This is a genomic window from Escherichia sp. KS167_9B (genome assembly GCF_030295215.1).
In the GTDB taxonomy this organism is placed as follows: domain Bacteria; phylum Pseudomonadota; class Gammaproteobacteria; order Enterobacterales; family Enterobacteriaceae; genus Escherichia; species Escherichia coli_F.
Genome location: NZ_AP025754.1, coordinates 170,927 through 187,033, shown reverse-complemented (window position 1 = coordinate 187,033; position 16,107 = coordinate 170,927). Strand labels below are relative to the sequence as shown.

Annotated in this window: 14 protein-coding genes; 4 read left to right on the top strand and 10 right to left on the bottom strand. The window is 52.5% G+C overall.

What is annotated here, in order from left to right:
- Positions 1–76: 76 nt before the first annotated feature.
- On the bottom strand, positions 77–1,594 hold the full coding sequence (gene dgt, locus QUE34_RS00835) for a dGTPase (RefSeq protein ID WP_032302417.1): 1,518 nt from the start codon (positions 1,592–1,594) through the stop codon (positions 77–79).
- An 83-nt stretch (positions 1,595–1,677) separates the two neighbouring features.
- On the opposite strand from dgt, the gene mtnN reads away from it, so the two are divergent.
- From mtnN to QUE34_RS00820, 3 genes are read left to right on the top strand one after another with little or no spacing between them, the layout of a single operon-like run.
- Positions 1,678–2,376: a 5'-methylthioadenosine/S-adenosylhomocysteine nucleosidase gene (gene mtnN / locus QUE34_RS00830; protein ID WP_103253562.1), complete on the top strand. Its 699-nt coding sequence runs from the start codon at positions 1,678–1,680 to the stop codon at positions 2,374–2,376.
- Complete coding sequence (btuF, locus tag QUE34_RS00825) at positions 2,369–3,169, top strand: vitamin B12 ABC transporter substrate-binding protein BtuF (protein WP_001306218.1); 801 nt, start codon at positions 2,369–2,371, stop codon at positions 3,167–3,169. The genes mtnN and btuF overlap by 8 nt, the downstream gene beginning before the upstream one ends.
- Positions 3,170–3,206: 37 nt before the next feature.
- Positions 3,207–3,830 (top strand): TRIC cation channel family protein, encoded by a 624-nt coding sequence (locus QUE34_RS00820; RefSeq protein WP_000964221.1) that lies wholly within the window; start codon positions 3,207–3,209, stop codon positions 3,828–3,830.
- Between the two features lie 46 nt (positions 3,831–3,876).
- Here the strand turns inward: QUE34_RS00820 and erpA are convergent, their stop codons facing one another.
- Genes erpA through yadX form a run of 4 tightly spaced genes read right to left on the bottom strand, consistent with a single transcriptional unit; the run spans position 3,877 to position 5,783 of the window.
- Positions 3,877–4,221 carry an iron-sulfur cluster insertion protein ErpA gene (erpA, locus tag QUE34_RS00815; protein ID WP_001295564.1) on the bottom strand — a complete coding sequence of 115 codons (345 nt, stop codon included), beginning with the start codon at positions 4,219–4,221 and terminating at the stop codon, positions 3,877–3,879.
- The gene (gene yadW, locus QUE34_RS00810; RefSeq protein ID WP_120795373.1) at positions 4,214–4,279 is read right to left on the bottom strand and encodes a small protein YadW; all 66 of its coding nucleotides are present in this window, start codon (positions 4,277–4,279) and stop codon (positions 4,214–4,216) included. Before yadW ends, erpA begins: the two co-directional genes overlap by 8 nt.
- A gap of 23 nt (positions 4,280–4,302) precedes the next feature.
- Positions 4,303–5,724 (bottom strand): H(+)/Cl(-) exchange transporter ClcA, encoded by a 1,422-nt coding sequence (gene clcA / locus QUE34_RS00805; protein WP_000845394.1) that lies wholly within the window; start codon positions 5,722–5,724, stop codon positions 4,303–4,305.
- 11 nt (positions 5,725–5,735) lie between these two features.
- A complete protein-coding gene (yadX, locus tag QUE34_RS00800) occupies positions 5,736–5,783 on the bottom strand; it encodes a protein YadX (protein ID WP_211180485.1) in 48 nt (15 codons plus the stop codon).
- Between the two features lie 165 nt (positions 5,784–5,948).
- Here yadX and hemL point away from each other — a divergent pair, with 165 nt between their 5' ends.
- Complete coding sequence (gene hemL, locus QUE34_RS00795) at positions 5,949–7,229, top strand: glutamate-1-semialdehyde 2,1-aminomutase (protein ID WP_032302414.1); 1,281 nt, start codon at positions 5,949–5,951, stop codon at positions 7,227–7,229.
- A 157-nt stretch (positions 7,230–7,386) separates the two neighbouring features.
- Here the strand turns inward: hemL and fhuB are convergent, their stop codons facing one another.
- From fhuB to mrcB, 5 genes are all read right to left on the bottom strand, one after another.
- Entirely contained in the window at positions 7,387–9,369 is a 1,983-nt protein-coding gene (gene fhuB, locus QUE34_RS00790; protein WP_105268445.1) for a Fe(3+)-hydroxamate ABC transporter permease FhuB, read from the bottom strand.
- A complete protein-coding gene (fhuD, locus tag QUE34_RS00785; protein ID WP_103253560.1) occupies positions 9,366–10,256 on the bottom strand; it encodes a Fe(3+)-hydroxamate ABC transporter substrate-binding protein FhuD in 891 nt (296 codons plus the stop codon). Before fhuD ends, fhuB begins: the two co-directional genes overlap by 4 nt.
- Positions 10,256–11,053, bottom strand: coding sequence for a Fe3+-hydroxamate ABC transporter ATP-binding protein FhuC (fhuC, locus tag QUE34_RS00780; RefSeq protein ID WP_001158929.1), 798 nt, complete (start codon positions 11,051–11,053; stop codon positions 10,256–10,258). The genes fhuD and fhuC overlap by 1 nt, the downstream gene beginning before the upstream one ends.
- 50 nt (positions 11,054–11,103) lie before the next feature.
- Complete coding sequence (fhuA, locus tag QUE34_RS00775) at positions 11,104–13,299, bottom strand: ferrichrome porin FhuA (protein WP_000124389.1); 2,196 nt, start codon at positions 13,297–13,299, stop codon at positions 11,104–11,106.
- 219 nt (positions 13,300–13,518) lie between these two features.
- Positions 13,519–16,053, bottom strand: a complete 2,535-nt coding sequence (gene mrcB / locus QUE34_RS00770; protein ID WP_032302409.1) for a bifunctional glycosyl transferase/transpeptidase — start codon at positions 16,051–16,053, stop codon at positions 13,519–13,521.
- Between the last annotated feature and the right edge of the window lie 54 nt (positions 16,054–16,107).

Sequence of the window (16,107 nt, the reverse complement as noted above, 5' to 3'; positions counted from 1 at the left end):
GTTTTATAGCGCGAAGTTCCGAACTAAAGTTTCTGCAAAAGGTAAAAATTTATTGTTCGTCTTTACAAAAGCCTGGTTATTGTTCTACGGCCATCAGACGTCGGTATTCATCCCAGGCATAGAGGTCGGTCATACCGCTGATATAATCCTGCAGCAGGCGGCAACGGTAATAATATTCCCATAGCGGAAACTCAGGAGAATCTGACGGTAATTTACTGACAGCCTCGACATAGGCCAGCCGATGGCGCGTCGAGAGTTTGTGGAATAAGCGCGATTCAATAGGGAAACGTTTCACCCGTTCTTTTTCTACCAGTTCAGTAAAGTCTGATAACGACAGGCTTAATAAAGGGCGATAAATCTCTAATAATCCGCTAATGACCCGATAGCCCTGCAATTCAAGCTGCTCGACATCTGGATGGCTAAACACATGTTTTACAGCGACATTTTTATATAGCTTTAGAAGATCGCTGCATTCGCTGGCATCTTCCAATAATGCATGATTAAACGTTCCGGCGAAAATCGCAGGCAGATTATCAATAAATCGTTGTGCCGCGTAGGGTACCAGTTTATTTAGGGTGTTTACCCGTAAATACATAAAAAACTGATCTTCCGTACTGCGGCTTAAACTATTTGAGCGTGATTTTTCCCAGGCATTTTCAACCACCAGCGAAAAGAGCGAACCTTTCTCATGCTGGCCCCACGCTTCGTGCAAATGATGATAAAGCTGCTCAACGCTGAATATTCTTTTCTCTACCGCATCTTCAAGATCTGCCACACAATAGGAGATGTCGTCGGCAGCTTCCATAATCCACGTTAATGGAAAACGACTGTAAAGCGCCAAATTAAGTTCTTTACGCAACCGGGCAATATAAGCTTCTTCAGAAAGATAATAACCCGGCTTTTTCATTAAATAGTGATGTGTCTCAGGCGTTTCGCCACGCCACCACGCCGGACGGGTATATTTTAAAATACCGCCAACCTGTGCCCAGGTGAGATTCATCCGCATCAATGTATGCACCAGACGAATACCTTGTGCATTCCCCTCAAAATGGCATAAGTCCTGACGAATTTTGCGCCGCAGTTCGTTAAGCGGTTCTTCCCCTTCCCGTAAACGTAATGCCACCACGCAGCAGCGATCGTCAGTCAGAGGCTGGCTTTCGGCATCAGCCGGAAACAAACGCTGGCGAAACCAGTCATTTATCGCCGCTTCACCAAAATGGCCAAACGGCGGATTGCCGATATCGTGCATCAGGCATGACATCTCAACAATACTTTCAAAGGGGCCGGTCAGTTCATCCAGACCATAATCTTCCAGTAATTTAAGCTCTTTCAGACGGCTTAAAATTTCTTTGGCGATGTAGCGCCCCACCTGCTGGACTTCCATTGAATGGGTTAGACGCGTGCGCACGGCGGCATTTCGCTCCAGCGGAAAAACCTGGGTCTTTTGTTGCAGACGACGAATTGCCGGAGAGTTGATAATACGTCCGCGATCGCTCTCAAAGATTCGCAGGATCTCATGTTCGGTTTTAACGCCCTGTGGTGAACGGTAACGACGATGCCAGTTTATTTTTTTTCGGAAATCAATCTGTGCCATGTCCTCTCCCGCGTGAGAAATACGCTTCCCCGTAAGCGCATGGTAAACTATGCCTTCAAATCGGGCTTATCGCGAGTAAATCTATGAAAATCGGCATCATTGGTGCAATGGAAGAAGAAGTTACGCTGCTGCGTGACAAAATCGAAAACCGCCAAACTATCAGTCTGGGCGGTTGCGAAATCTATACCGGCCAACTGAATGGAACCGAAGTTGTGCTTCTGAAATCGGGCATCGGTAAAGTCGCTGCGGCACTGGGTGCAACTCTGCTGTTGGAACACTGCAAGCCAGATGTGATTATTAACACCGGTTCTGCCGGTGGCCTGGCACCAACGCTGAAAGTGGGCGATATCGTTGTCTCGGACGAAGCACGTTATCACGACGCGGATGTCACGGCATTTGGTTATGAATACGGTCAGTTACCAGGCTGCCCGGCAGGCTTCAAAGCTGACGATAAACTGATCGCTGCCGCTGAGGCCTGCATTGCCGAACTGAATCTTAACGCTGTACGTGGCCTGATTGTCAGCGGCGACGCTTTCATCAACGGTTCTGTTGGCCTGGCGAAAATCCGCCACAACTTCCCGCAGGCCATTGCTGTAGAGATGGAAGCGACGGCAATCGCTCATGTCTGCCACAATTTTAACGTCCCGTTTGTTGTCGTACGCGCCATCTCCGACGTGGCCGATCAACAGTCTCATCTTAGCTTCGATGAGTTCCTGGCTGTTGCTGCTAAACAGTCCAGTCTGATGGTTGAGTCACTGGTGCAGAAACTGGCACATGGCTAAGTCACTGTTCAGGGCGCTGGTCGCCCTGTCTTTTCTCGCGCCGCTGTGGCTCAACGCCGCGCCGCGCGTCATCACGCTTTCACCCGCCAACACTGAACTTGCTTTTGCCGCCGGGATCACGCCGGTAGGGGTCAGCAGTTATTCCGACTACCCTCCACAAGCGCAAAAGATTGAGCAGGTTTCAACCTGGCAGGGGATGAATCTCGAACGCATTGTGGCCCTTAAACCCGATCTGGTGATTGCCTGGCGTGGAGGTAATGCCGAGCGGCAGGTTGACCAGTTAGCTTCGCTGGGAATAAAAGTAATGTGGGTCGATGCGACAAGCATTGAACAAATTGCCAATGCGTTACGTCAACTGGCCCCCTGGAGCCCACAACCGGACAAGGCTGAACAAGCCGCGCAATCCCTGCTGGACCAGTACGCACAATTGAAAGCGCAATATGCTGATAAACCTAAAAAACGTGTTTTTCTGCAATTCGGCATTAATCCGCCATTTACCAGTGGAAAAGAGTCGATTCAAAACCAGGTACTCGAAGTTTGTGGCGGAGAAAACATCTTTAAAGACAGCCGGGTTCCCTGGCCGCAAGTTAGCCGCGAACAGGTGTTAGCACGCGCGCCACAGGCGATTGTCATTACAGGTGGACCGGACCAAATTCCTAAAATCAAACAATACTGGGGTGAACAGCTCAAAATTCCCGTTATTCCTCTCACGAGTGACTGGTTTGAACGTGCAAGCCCACGTATTATCCTCGCTGCACAACAGCTCTGTAATGCGCTTTCACAGGTAGATTAGCGCCTGATCTTTTCAGGTGCTCAGTGGGGATAGAACAATGCTCGTCTATTGGCTGGATATAGTCGGCACAGCGGTATTTGCCATCTCCGGCGTTTTGTTAGCCGGAAAATTGCGTATGGACCCTTTTGGTGTTCTGGTACTGGGCGTGGTTACCGCAGTAGGCGGCGGGACAATTCGCGACATGGCGCTGGATCACGGCCCGGTCTTTTGGGTGAAAGATCCCACCGATCTGGTTGTTGCAATGGTGACCAGTATGCTGACGATCGTGCTGGTGCGCCAGCCAAGACGCTTACCGAAATGGATGTTGCCGGTGCTGGATGCCGTTGGTCTGGCGGTGTTTGTCGGCATTGGCGTGAATAAAGCCTTTAATGCGGAAGCCGGTCCGTTGATCGCGGTTTGTATGGGCGTCATTACTGGCGTTGGCGGCGGGATCATTCGTGATGTACTGGCCCGCGAAATCCCCATGATTTTACGCACAGAAATCTACGCAACGGCCTGTATTATCGGCGGTATTGTCCACGCTACGGCTTATTACACATTTTCCGTGCCCCTGGAAACAGCCAGTATGATGGGCATGGTCGTGACGCTATTGATTCGACTGGCGGCTATTCGTTGGCATCTTAAGCTACCGACGTTTGCGCTGGATGAGAATGGGCGTTGAAGAGTGAAGATGTGCCGGATAGTTTATCCGGCACATGAACAACAGATTAGATGCTGAAGGAAGAACCGCAACCGCAGGTGCTTTTCGCGTTCGGGTTGGTCACGATGAAACGAGAACCTTCCAGACCTTCGGTATAGTCAACGGAACCGCCGACCAGATATTGCAGGCTCATCGGGTCAACCACCAGGCCAACGCCCTGTTTTTCGATGGTCATATCGCCTTCGTTCACCTGATCATCAAAGGTGAAACCATACTGGAAGCCGCTGCAACCGCCACCGGTGATATACACGCGTAATTTCAGATTCGGGTTATCTTCGTCAGCGATCAGGCTTTTAACTTTGTTGGCTGCTGCGTCGGTAAACTCCAGCGGCAGTGCTACGTCATCACTCATATTTTGCTCCAAACGACATCGGCAATTGGGCAAATTCTAACCCAATAATAATCGCCATTATCTAATACCCTGGTATTTCGTTCAAGTATTCTCGCTGGCTGATGCGGCCTTGCTTCGCGCCAGTTGTTCCGCTTCCTGTTTTGCCAGCGTGCGCGCAAGAATCGCCGAGTATAGCGGTTTCCCGCCGGTAAATTGTGCTAATAGTGTTGCGCCAAGACCGGTAATAATCATTGGCAAAATGAGCTGATAGTTATCGGTCATCTCCAGAACCAGAATGATCCCCGTTAACGGCGCGCGAATAGAAGCCGCCAGTAACGCCCCCATTCCGGCAATAGCAAACGTCCCCGCCTCAAGGTGATATTGCGGAAACAGCTCAACGGCAACCATTCCGAAAGCGGTTCCCAGCACAGTACCCAGCGCCAGCATAGGGGCAAAAATACCGCCCGGCGCGCCGGAAGAGAAACAGAGTAAGGTGGTAATGACCCGCGCGACGAAGATAAACACCAGCATTCCCATGCTGAAGTTCCCCGCCGTGGCGATAGGAATCAGGTTAAAACCGCCGCCCGAAGTTGCTGGTGCCACAAACCCCAGCAATCCACACAGACCGCCAATCGCACCGCCCATCAGTACCCATTTGGTAATATTGCCGCCGTGCACACGGTGCAGCAAATCCTGCATCCCCAGCACCCATTTATTAAAAATAGGGCCGAAAATGCCAAAAATAATACCGAGGATCAGATAAAGCCACAGTGTATTAAGCGGCGCGTCAGAAAGTTTACCGACGTCAATCAACGCAACTTCATGATTAAAAATCCGGTACATAATGGTCGACATAATGACACCAATAAATACCGCTTTAATCGAAATTAACGTATAGCGAAACTGCGGACGCATCTCTTCGATAATAAACAAAATACCCGCCAGCGGCGCATTAAAGGCCGCAGCCAGACCCGCTGCTGCACCGGTTGCCAGCAGCGTATGGCGCGCTTCATCACCTTTCAGGCGGAATATATCAAGCACCATCCGACCGATATTACCGCCGATCTGCACGGTTGGCCCTTCACGCCCCAACACCATGCCGCCGCCGAGTGTCCCCAGCCCGCCAAAGAATTTCACCGGCAACACACGCCACCAGCGAACGGGACGTTGATCTTCCAGCGCCCCTTCAATTTCCGGGATCCCAGAACCACCTGCTTCTGGCGCATATTTGCGCACCAAAAAGTAGCCGAACATCGCCAGCACCGCCGAACAGAGAAAAGCGACGGTTAACAGTAGCGGATAATTATCGGCAGTATGGACCAGCGCCCCCATCCGTTGGTTCTGTAACCAGGCGACGCCTTTGTCAAAAGCAACAGCTGCCAGCCCGACAAGCGTGCCGACGACGGCAGCCATAAACAAAATGGCTAACGGGGTTTTATCGCGCTCAAGAAGTTGGCGAATCAGTTGTCTGCGTCGCAGGCGCGCAGCCTGCGGTGTTTCTAAAGAGGGAGTATCAGTTTTCATCCAATGATCACTTATTGGTCATACAAATAAGATGACGGCATTTTACTCGCACGTTCCATGAAAATCCTTTGCAAAGCGTAATGTTTCAAATGCACAAAACTTTTATACTCTATGAAATCAGGATTGCACCAGCACAAGCAACCTGACGTTTGACGAGTATTTAACTTGTTATGAATAACATAGAATAGCAGCCATTCACTTTTTCTACGAATCAGGAACCCTCCATGAGTAAGTCTGAAAATCTATACAGCGCAGCGCGCGAGCTGATCCCTGGCGGTGTGAACTCCCCTGTTCGCGCCTTTACCGGCGTGGGCGGCACTCCACTGTTTATCGAAAAAGCGGACGGCGCTTATCTGTACGATGTTGATGGCAAAGCCTATATCGATTATGTCGGTTCCTGGGGGCCGATGGTGCTGGGCCATAACCATCCGGCGATCCGCAATGCCGTGATTGAAGCCGCCGAGCGTGGTTTAAGCTTTGGTGCACCGACCGAAATGGAAGTGAAAATGGCGCAACTGGTGACCGAACTGGTCCCGACCATGGATATGGTGCGCATGGTGAACTCCGGCACTGAAGCGACAATGAGTGCCATCCGCCTGGCCCGCGGTTTTACCGGTCGCGACAAAATCATTAAATTTGAAGGTTGTTACCACGGTCACGCTGACTGCCTGCTGGTAAAAGCCGGTTCTGGCGCACTCACGTTAGGCCAGCCAAACTCGCCGGGCGTTCCGGCAGATTTCGCCAAACATACATTAACCTGTACTTATAACGATCTGGCCTCTGTACGCGCCGCGTTTGAGCAATACCCGCAAGAGATTGCCTGTATTATTGTCGAGCCAGTAGCAGGCAACATGAACTGTGTTCCGCCGCTGCCAGAGTTCCTACCGGGTCTGCGCGCACTGTGCGACGAATTTGGCGCATTGCTGATCATCGATGAAGTGATGACCGGTTTCCGCGTGGCGCTGGCTGGCGCGCAGGATTATTACGACGTGGTGCCAGACCTCACCTGCCTGGGCAAAATCATCGGCGGTGGAATGCCGGTAGGCGCATTCGGTGGTCGTCGTGATGTGATGGATGCGCTGGCCCCGACCGGTCCGGTCTATCAGGCGGGTACGCTTTCCGGTAACCCGATTGCGATGGCAGCCGGTTTCGCCTGTCTGAATGAAGTCGCGCAGCCGGGCGTTCACGAGACGCTGGATGAGCTGACAACACGTCTGGCAGAAGGTCTGCGGGAAGCGGCAGAAGAAGCGGGAATTCCATTGGTCGTTAACCATGTTGGCGGCATGTTCGGTATTTTCTTTACCGACGCCGAGTCCGTGACGTGCTATCAGGATGTGATGGCCTGCGACGTCGAGCGCTTTAAGCGTTTCTTCCATATGATGCTGGACGAAGGTGTTTACCTGGCACCGTCAGCGTTTGAAGCGGGCTTTATGTCTGTGGCGCACAGCATGGAAGATATCAATAACACCATCGATGCTGCACGTCGGGTGTTTGCGAAGTTGTGATCCAGCATGGTTTGTCGGATGCGGCGTAAACGCCTTATCCGACCTACAGATCAGGACCGTTTGTAGGCCCGATAAGACGCCACAGCGTCGCATCGGGCATCCGTTGCCGCGTAAAAGCTTTATCCATCCAGGAGTTAAGGGCCGTTATATGGAAAAATTAACGGCTCTGCTTTCTCAACAAATAGATAAAATACGGCGCGCCGATAAAGGTCGACAGCAGCCCCGCTGGGATCTGGAATGGAAACAGCACCATCCGCCCACACCAGTCAGCGAACACCAGCAGTAATCCCCCCACCAGCGCCGAAATCACAATATGCGGCATCGTCCGTCGAAAGCCCATCATCCGTGCGATATGCGGTGCCATCAGGCCAACAAAACTCAACGGCCCGATGGTCATTGTCGCGGTCGCCGTCAGGCAAGCCGCCAGCAGCAGTAGCGCAATTCGCGTCGGCGTCAGCGCCATTCCCACGGCTCGTGCGGTATCACCTCCCAGCGGTAAAATGGTCAGCCAGCGGCGGCACAGCGGGGTAATCGCCAGCAAAATCACCATCACAATTCCGGTGCGCCAGACCTGCGCCTCGGTCGCGTTGTAGGTCGAACCGGAAATCCAGGTCAGAACTTGCGCCATTCGCGGGTCACCACTTGCCTGCAACATCATCAAAAGCATGGTGAACGCGGTACTTAACGCCATCCCCGCCAGTAACATGCGGTGTGGAGAAAATCCACCGCGTCCGGCGGCGATCATAATGATCAACAGCGTCACCGCCGCCCCGAGACTTCCCGCGGGTAACAGCCAGCCAAAGGCATTACCCGGCACCAGAAACAGCATTAACACCACGCCAAACGCCGCGCCGGAGCTAATCCCCAGCACTTCCGGGCTTGCCATCGGGTTGCCGGTCAGCCGCTGAATAATACAGCCCGCCACCGCCAGCATGACGCCCGCAAACAGCGCCGCCATAATTCGCGGCCAGCGCCAGGGCATCAAATCCTCGAGCAGCGCCCCGCTCGCCCACGTCCAGCCGTGCGCATCACGACCAAACGACAGCGCCACCACCACAGCAATTATCAGCAGCACACCGCCAGCAAGGGCAAACGCCAGCACATGTTGGCGTTCAGTCGCGACACGATCGTTGGCCTTCATATCCGGCGCACTGATGCTGCGTAAACGCGGCAGCAGCCACAGTAACAGCGGCGCACCTATCAACGCCGTCATCGAACCGGTAGAAACTTCCATCCACACGCGAGTCAGCCAGAGGATGATTTGATCGGAAAGCCAGAGGATCAGCGCACCAATCAGTGACGCCAGCAGCAGTCTTGGCAGCAGACGCCGCGCCCCCAGCATTTTTGCCAGCAGCGGCGCGAACAACCCGATAAAGCCGATAATCCCCACCGCGTTCACCAGCAGAGCACTGATGACTATCGCCAGCGACAGCGCCGCCAGACGCGCGAGCGATAAAGCCAGTCCGAGATTACGCGCCACGCCATCATCAAGCCCCATCAGGGTTAATGGACGAAGTAGCAGTAACGTCAACATCACGCCGCCCAGCAGCTGTGGCCATAAACGCTCAACGCCGCCCCAGTCGGTTTGCGTCAGCGTTCCGGTACTCCACAGGAACATGCTTTGTAGCTGGTCGTGATGGAAGATAACCAGTAACTGATTGATTGCCCCGCAATAAAGGCTCACCACAAGCCCCGCGAGGATCAGCGTTACCGGAGAAAGCCGTTTCCCCCACGCGACGCCAAAGACAATTAAGCCAACCACACAAGCCCCTGCCAATGCAGCAAACTGGCTCGCCATAGCACCAGGGATCGCCCAGAGCGTGGTGACGGTAATCCCCAGTTGCGCGCCTGTAGCAACGCCCAACGTGGTCGGTTCCGCCAGCGGGTTACGTAACACTTGCTGAAACAGCACGCCCACCAGTCCCAGACCCGCGCCCACCAGCAGCGAAATCGCCAGACGTGGCAGCAAGCTGTAGTGAAAAATCATCTGCTCGATGAAGTCAATATCCGGCGACCAGGCAGCCTGCGCCCACTGGCTACGCGGCAGCGCCTGAGAGAAGTTCATCCAGGTGAGCACCGCTGCGGCAACCACCAACAGCGCCAGCAATAATGCCGGGAAAAGCGCAATACGTTTACTCACGCTTTACCTCCGATGGCGTTATCCAGAATACGCACAAAGTGCATTGCCGAGAGCGTCGCACCATAAAACCAGACTGCGGGGACGCGCTGAAAGCGTCCGGCACGGACAAACGGCATGGCCTGCCACAGCGGGGTTGCCATTAGTGCGTCCATGTCTTTGCTGTTGTCGTGATCAAAACAGAGCACATCAACGTCCTTATACGCTGCCAGACGATCGATACTGACGGCAGTACTGCCCCAGAAGTTGGTTTCTCCTTGCCAGGCATTTGGGATGCCGTACTCATCGAGAATTTCCTGGAACAGGCTGTTCGGGCCGAAGACCAGCATATGGCGTGGATCGATAAGCGTCGTCAGCAATAACGGGCGCGCACCACGCTTCACAAAACGGGGTTTCATGCTGCGGATGAAGTCTTCATAGTGCGCTAAATGCGTTTCTGCTGCGCTTTGCAGGTTAAGCAAATCTGCCATTTCCGTCAGCGATTTACGCGCCATCGCCAGCGGCTGTTTGCCGTCGCTGAAGTTAAATCCGCGCCCCGGCGCAATACGTGCCAGCATTTCTGGCGAAGGGCCATACCCTGCCGACCAGACCATAAACGACGGCTTCATTTCGGTCAGCAGTTCAAGGTTAGGTTCTGTCCGCAAACCGACGTCAATCACCGATTCAGGTAATGGCGGTTCGCTGACCCACAGGCGATAGTTGATGGTATCCGCCACGCCGTAAGGCACGATGCCTAGCGCCAGCAGTAATTCCACCGGCAACCACTCCAGCGCCACAATACGCTTTGGATCAATAGCCGCCGCGCGGGCGGTATTCATCTGCCATAACAACGGAGATAGCGCCATCGCTGTTAACAGTCGACGGCGCGTAATTAGAGGTAAGCCACTCATCAATAAACAAAACTCACAGGTGCAGCACCCGCCGGATGCGGCAAAATTCCCATCGGGATGCCATAAATCATTTCGAGGGTTTCGCCGCGCATAATTTCCGCAGGCGTTCCCTGCGCAATCATTTCACCGCCGCGCAGGGCGACCAGATAATCACAGTAACGCGCAGCCATATTGATATCGTGCAGCACGGCAATGACCGTCAGGCCACGCTCCTGACTTAAACGGTGCACCAGCGCCAGCACATCAACCTGGTGGGCGATATCCAGCGCCGAGGTCGGTTCGTCGAGCAACAGACAACGGCTATCCTGCGCCACCAGCATGGCGATCCACGCCCGTTGACGTTCGCCGCCAGAGAGGCTATCGACCAGCCGATGCGCCAGCGGTTTTAAGCCAACCAGCGAGATAGCCTCTTCGACCTTTTCGCGATCTGCCGCGCCAAAGCGCCCCAGCGCGCCATGCCACGGGTAACGACCAATCGCCACCAGTTCACGCACCGTCATCCCTTCTGCCGGAGGAAGCTGCTGCGGCAAATAAGCCACTTTGCGAGCAAACGCTTTGCTGCTCCAGCTTTCCAGCGGCTGGGCATCAAGAAGAATCTCCCCTTCTGACGGTGGCTGATGGCGGCCCAACATTTTTAACAGCGTGGATTTACCAGAGCCGTTGTGACCAATCAGACCGGTCACTTTCCCGGCAGGAAAGGTTAACGACAGCGGATGCAAAAGCGTGCGCCCGGGCACACGAAAGGAGATATTACGCAGTGCAAAAGTGGTATCGGAATGATTCGTGTATTCCTGCATAACAGCCAACTTGTGAAACGGGCACGGAAATCCGTGCCCCAAAAGAGAAATTAGAAACGGAAGGTTGCGGTTGCAACGACCTGACGTTCTGCGCCCCAGTAACATGCATAATCACGATAGCAACTGGAGACATATTCGCGGTCGAACAGGTTATTTACGTTAACACCAACAGAAGAACCAGGCATACCGAAACGAGCAAGATCATATTTTATCATTGCATCAACCAAGGTATACCCCCCAACATTGAATGTCTGATTGGTCTTATCACCCGTAGTGTAGAAACTTGAGGTGTCGCCAAAATAACGTGCCCCTGCACCAAGACTCAGACCACTAAGAGCTGTTTCGTGGAAAGTGTAATCTGCCCACAGCGAAGCCATATTTCGGGGGACCTCTGCCGGGCGTTTACCCTTGTACAGTGTATCTTTGGTGTATTCAGCATCGGTGTAGCTGTATGCCGCAGTCACATTGATATTAGCGTTGACAGCTGCTTTAGCCTCAATCTCAAAGCCACGAGAACGAATCTCCCCCCCTTGTACGCTAAACAAAGTATTACTTGGATCTGCAGTCAGATTTTTGTCTTTCGTTAATTGGAATACCGAGGCAGTGACAGTGACAGGCGTATCTTTTGGTACGTATTTGACACCTGCTTCGTACTGCTTACCGCGAGAAGGATCAAACGGTTTACCTTCTTTAGTCGCTCCAGATACTGGCTCGAAGGATTCGCTATAACTGAAATAAGGTGAAATACCATTATCGAACAGATAATTAATACCACCTCTCCAGGTGAACTGCTGATCGTTAATTTCATCCAAAGAACTCGTTGAACGAGTATAGGTAGAGGTTTTCGCAAAATCGTAACGACCACCCAGCGTCAATACCCACTTATTCCACTCAGACTGATCCTGAATATAAAGGCCTGTCTGTTCCTGACGGTTAATTACCGCATATGGGAAATTGATATTGATATTGGCGTTACCGTACTGTGGATCCGTCATGCTAATCGGATTAGCAGTACCATAGTTTGCATCAATATCGTTACGCATTCGCAGGTAATCCACGCCAGTAAGCAAAGTATGCGCTACAGCACCGGTAGCAAAGTTGGACTGTAGTTGCGTATCAACAGTAAACGAATTTAAATCTTCGTCTGAACGTACATAAGCACGGCTAATTTGCGCTGGCGCGATGTAACCATTGCCATATACTGCATCGTAGAGTGTATGAATGCGGGTATAGCGCAGATTCTGACGTACAGTAAAAGTATCATTAAATTCATGAGCAAAACTGTAGCCAATTAATTGTTGACGACGAGACATCTTATTATCTTTCTCGCCTTCATTGAAATCTGTTGGCAATTTGTGCCAGCTACCATTTGCATCCTGATAGGGAACAACAGTTCCCTGGCGCGGTAACCAACCATAATAGCCCGCATCGGGATCACTCTGGAAATTACTCAGGAAAGTGAAATCCGTTTTATCATCAGGACGCCAACTGAATGAGGGAGCAACTGCATACCTTGTAGTTTTTGCGTACTTTTGTTGCGCATCCTGACTACGTCCTAATCCCGTCAAACGATATGACCAAACGCCATCATCATCTATTGCATCACTAAAATCGAATCCGGTCTGCCAAAGATTATCCGTTCCCATTTTGAACTGGATCTCTTTAATCGGATCCGTTGAAGGCCGTTTGCTTACCATGCTCACTACTCCGCCCGGATGGCTTTTACCATACAGTACGGATACTGGGCCACGGAGTAATTCCACACGCTCAAGGAAATAAGGATCAATAGAGGCTTCAGAGTAGTTATCCCCCTGAAGTTTTAAGCCATCCAGATATTGGTTAGTATTTACTGTACTGGCTGTAGTAAATCCACGTATAGAAACAACATCATACGTTGTTGAACTACCACGCGTTGAAAAGACACTTGGCGTATAATCCAGAGCTTCTTTTACCGTTGCGGGTTGTTTGATATCCATCTCTTCCCGGGTCACAACCGAAATAGACTGCGGCGTTTTTTCAATTGGTGTATCCGTTTTAGTCGCAGTAGCAGAGTGCTTCGCCGCAATAGTTGCAGCTGGCCCCCATGCGCTTTCTTGCGGCGCTGGTGCAGCGGTAACGGTGATAGTGTCTTCTTTCGGTTCAACCGCTGCCTGTGCATAAACAGACATGCCGCTAACCGCTGTGGCTACTACAACTGCGATTTTACGCAGTGAGTGTTTTGGCTGAGCAGTTTTGGAACGCGCCATTGGTATATCTCTGATGTAAAGTGAATGATAACGTAAACGAGAATGATTATTATAAAGATGAGATAATATTCGAAACGCTGGCGGGTTCGCAAGCGGTACGCAATCTGAGCATTCCTGAGGGGTTAATAAACAATCAGATGAAAAGAAAGGGTTAATACTTTGGGTAGGATGTTATTTTACCGGATGGCGACTCGCCATCCGGTATGTCACGCTTAGACGTTAATTACTACCAAACATATCCTTGATCCAACCTGCTACGCCGTCACTGTCTTTCTGCTCTTGCTGAGCAGGTTGCTGTTGCGGTTGTTGCTGCGGCTGAGAAGACTGATCAAACGGATTGCCTGACGGTTGCTGCTGAATCTCACTCTGCTGGCACAGCGATTGCGGATCGCTGGTCCAGACCGGCAAGACACGCATGCCACCGCTGCAGACAAAGTTGCCGTCGTAGTCCACGCCCATATCTGCAATATCTTCTGGTGGAACAAGATTCAGCGGTGTTGGTGTCTGGTTAGCCAGATAACGCTGATAAATCGACATTGCCCCACTGGCACCATACAGTTTGGTCGGCTGGTTGTTATCACGGCCTACCCAGGTGATGGTCACCGTGCTGCCGTCAATGCCCGCAAACCAGGTATCCACGTTGTTGTTGGTAGTCCCGGTTTTGCCCGCCAGATGCAGGTTCGGGTATTTCGCCCCAAGCTGACGACCCGTACCGCGTTGTACCACCTGCTGCATGGTCCATAGTGTCAGATACGCCGCCTGCGCCGGAACCGCGCGTTCCGCCTGCGGGAAGCTCTGATACAACACCTTGCCATCTTCCGCGATTACCGAACGCAGCGCAGAAAGCGGTGCTCGGTTACCACCGCTGGCGATGGTCTGGAACGCCTGCGCCACTTCAATTGGCGTTAAGTTCAACGCCCCCAGCAGCATTGCCGGAACCGGATGCAGCTGATCTTTCGGTACGCCCAGTTTAATCCAGGTATCCGTAACCGCAGGCAGCCCCAGCGCCATCCCCAGATTTACCGTCGGCACGTTCATCGAACGAGTCAACGCATCCACCAGCATCACTCTGCCACTTTCGCTATAACGACGATCATCGTTCTGCGGTGACCAGACCTGGCCATTCGGCTGACGCAGCGCGATTGGCGCATCGGCAATCCACGTGTTCAGGCGATAGATTTTCGGCTGGCTTAAGGCCGTCAGATAAGTCGCTGGTTTTGCAAGGGAACCAATCGAACGACGCGCCTGCATTGCACGGTTGTAACCTGCAAACTGCGGCTCAGAACCACCAACCATCGCACGAACTTCACCACTAAAGCGGTCGACGACCACAATTGCCGTTTCCAGATCGCTTAACTTACGCTGTTTCTTCAGTGCCGGAATGCCTTCCACGGCGGCTTTTTCCGCCGCGTCCTGAGCCACCGAGTCAAAGGTAGTGAAGATCTTCACGCCGGAGAGATCTTTTACCTTATCGCCTAATTTCGCCTGCAGCTCCTGACGCACCAGTTGCATAAAGGCTGGCTGTGGAGAGATTACCCCACCACGCGGCTGAACCCCCAGCGGACGTGCACTCAACATGTCATAGAGCTCTTGATCAATAATCTGCTGTTGTTGCAGCAGACGCAGCACCAGGTTACGTCGCTCCAGCGCCAGTTTCGGGTTACGCCACGGGTTGTAGATGGACGCTCCTTTCACCATACCAACCAACAGCGCCTGCTGGTCGAGACTCAGCTCTTCTACCGGGCGACCAAAGTAGTACAGGCTCGCCAGCGGGAAACCGCGGATTTCGTTGTCGCCGCTCTGACCGAGATACACCTCGTTCATATACAGCTCAAGAATGCGGTCTTTGCTGTAACGCGCATCCATGATCAGCGCCATGTAGGCTTCGTTCGCTTTACGCCAGTAAGAACGTTCGCTGGAGAGGAACAGGTTTTTCACCAACTGTTGCGTCAGCGTACTCGCCCCCTGTACCGTGCGTCCGGCGGTCAGGTTTGCCAGCACCGCACGTCCGATGGAGTAGAGACTGATCCCATCATGCTCGTAGAAATGACGGTCTTCTGTCGCCAGCAAAGTATCCACCAGCAAATCCGGGAAACCACTGCGCGGCACAAACAAACGCTGCTCACCGTTTGGCGAAGAGATCATGGTGATCAGACGCGGATCAAGACGGAAGAAACCAAACTGACGGTTGTTCTCCATATTGACGATCGTCGACAGGTGATCGCCATCAAAGGTCAGACGCGCACGCACCTGCCCTTCTTTACTGTCCGGGAAATCAAACGGACGGCGGATCATCTCAATGCTGTTGGCCTGCACGGTAAATTCGCCAGGACGGGTCATTTTTGACACCTGACGATACTGGGTCGCCTCCAGCAGCTTCACCATCTCGTTCTTGCTGATGGTCATGTCTGGCTCAAGGTTGACCATTCGGCCATAAACAGCCGCAGGCAATTGCCAGACTTTGCCATCAATACGGCTACGAATTTTTTGATCGAGATAAACACCGTAAATGGCGATCAGCACGGCAAAAACGATAGCCAGTTTTAGCAGCAGCCATAGCCAGCCGCGTTTGCCACGAGGCTTACGCCCTTTGCCTTTGCCCTTACCTTTGCGCGGCATCGGTTCTTCATCCTCATAGTCATCATAATCGTCGTAATCATCGTCATCTTCGTAACGACGACGGCTTACCTTTTGTTTGACCGGACGCGTCGGTTTCCCTTTGCGTCCAATTGGCTCGCGGTCATTCCCGGCCATGCTTTTTCTCCGCAATATTCAGGCGCAAAAGCCCGATTTTCTGTTCTTCTGTAA

What these genes read in the sequence shown, in the direction of transcription:
- dgt (WP_032302417.1), bottom strand. Translation starts at nt 1,594, where the DNA reads ATGGCACAGATTGATTTCCGAAAAAAAATAAACTGGCATCGTCGTTAC.
- mtnN (WP_103253562.1), top strand. Translation starts at nt 1,678, where the DNA reads ATGAAAATCGGCATCATTGGTGCAATGGAAGAAGAAGTTACGCTGCTG.
- btuF (WP_001306218.1), top strand. Translation starts at nt 2,369, where the DNA reads ATGGCTAAGTCACTGTTCAGGGCGCTGGTCGCCCTGTCTTTTCTCGCG.
- QUE34_RS00820 (WP_000964221.1), top strand. Translation starts at nt 3,207, where the DNA reads ATGCTCGTCTATTGGCTGGATATAGTCGGCACAGCGGTATTTGCCATC.
- erpA (WP_001295564.1), bottom strand. Translation starts at nt 4,221, where the DNA reads ATGAGTGATGACGTAGCACTGCCGCTGGAGTTTACCGACGCAGCAGCC.
- clcA (WP_000845394.1), bottom strand. Translation starts at nt 5,724, where the DNA reads ATGAAAACTGATACTCCCTCTTTAGAAACACCGCAGGCTGCGCGCCTG.
- hemL (WP_032302414.1), top strand. Translation starts at nt 5,949, where the DNA reads ATGAGTAAGTCTGAAAATCTATACAGCGCAGCGCGCGAGCTGATCCCT.
- fhuD (WP_103253560.1), bottom strand. Translation starts at nt 10,256, where the DNA reads ATGAGTGGCTTACCTCTAATTACGCGCCGTCGACTGTTAACAGCGATG.
- fhuC (WP_001158929.1), bottom strand. Translation starts at nt 11,053, where the DNA reads ATGCAGGAATACACGAATCATTCCGATACCACTTTTGCACTGCGTAAT.
- fhuA (WP_000124389.1), bottom strand. Translation starts at nt 13,299, where the DNA reads ATGGCGCGTTCCAAAACTGCTCAGCCAAAACACTCACTGCGTAAAATC.
- mrcB (WP_032302409.1), bottom strand. Translation starts at nt 16,053, where the DNA reads ATGGCCGGGAATGACCGCGAGCCAATTGGACGCAAAGGGAAACCGACG.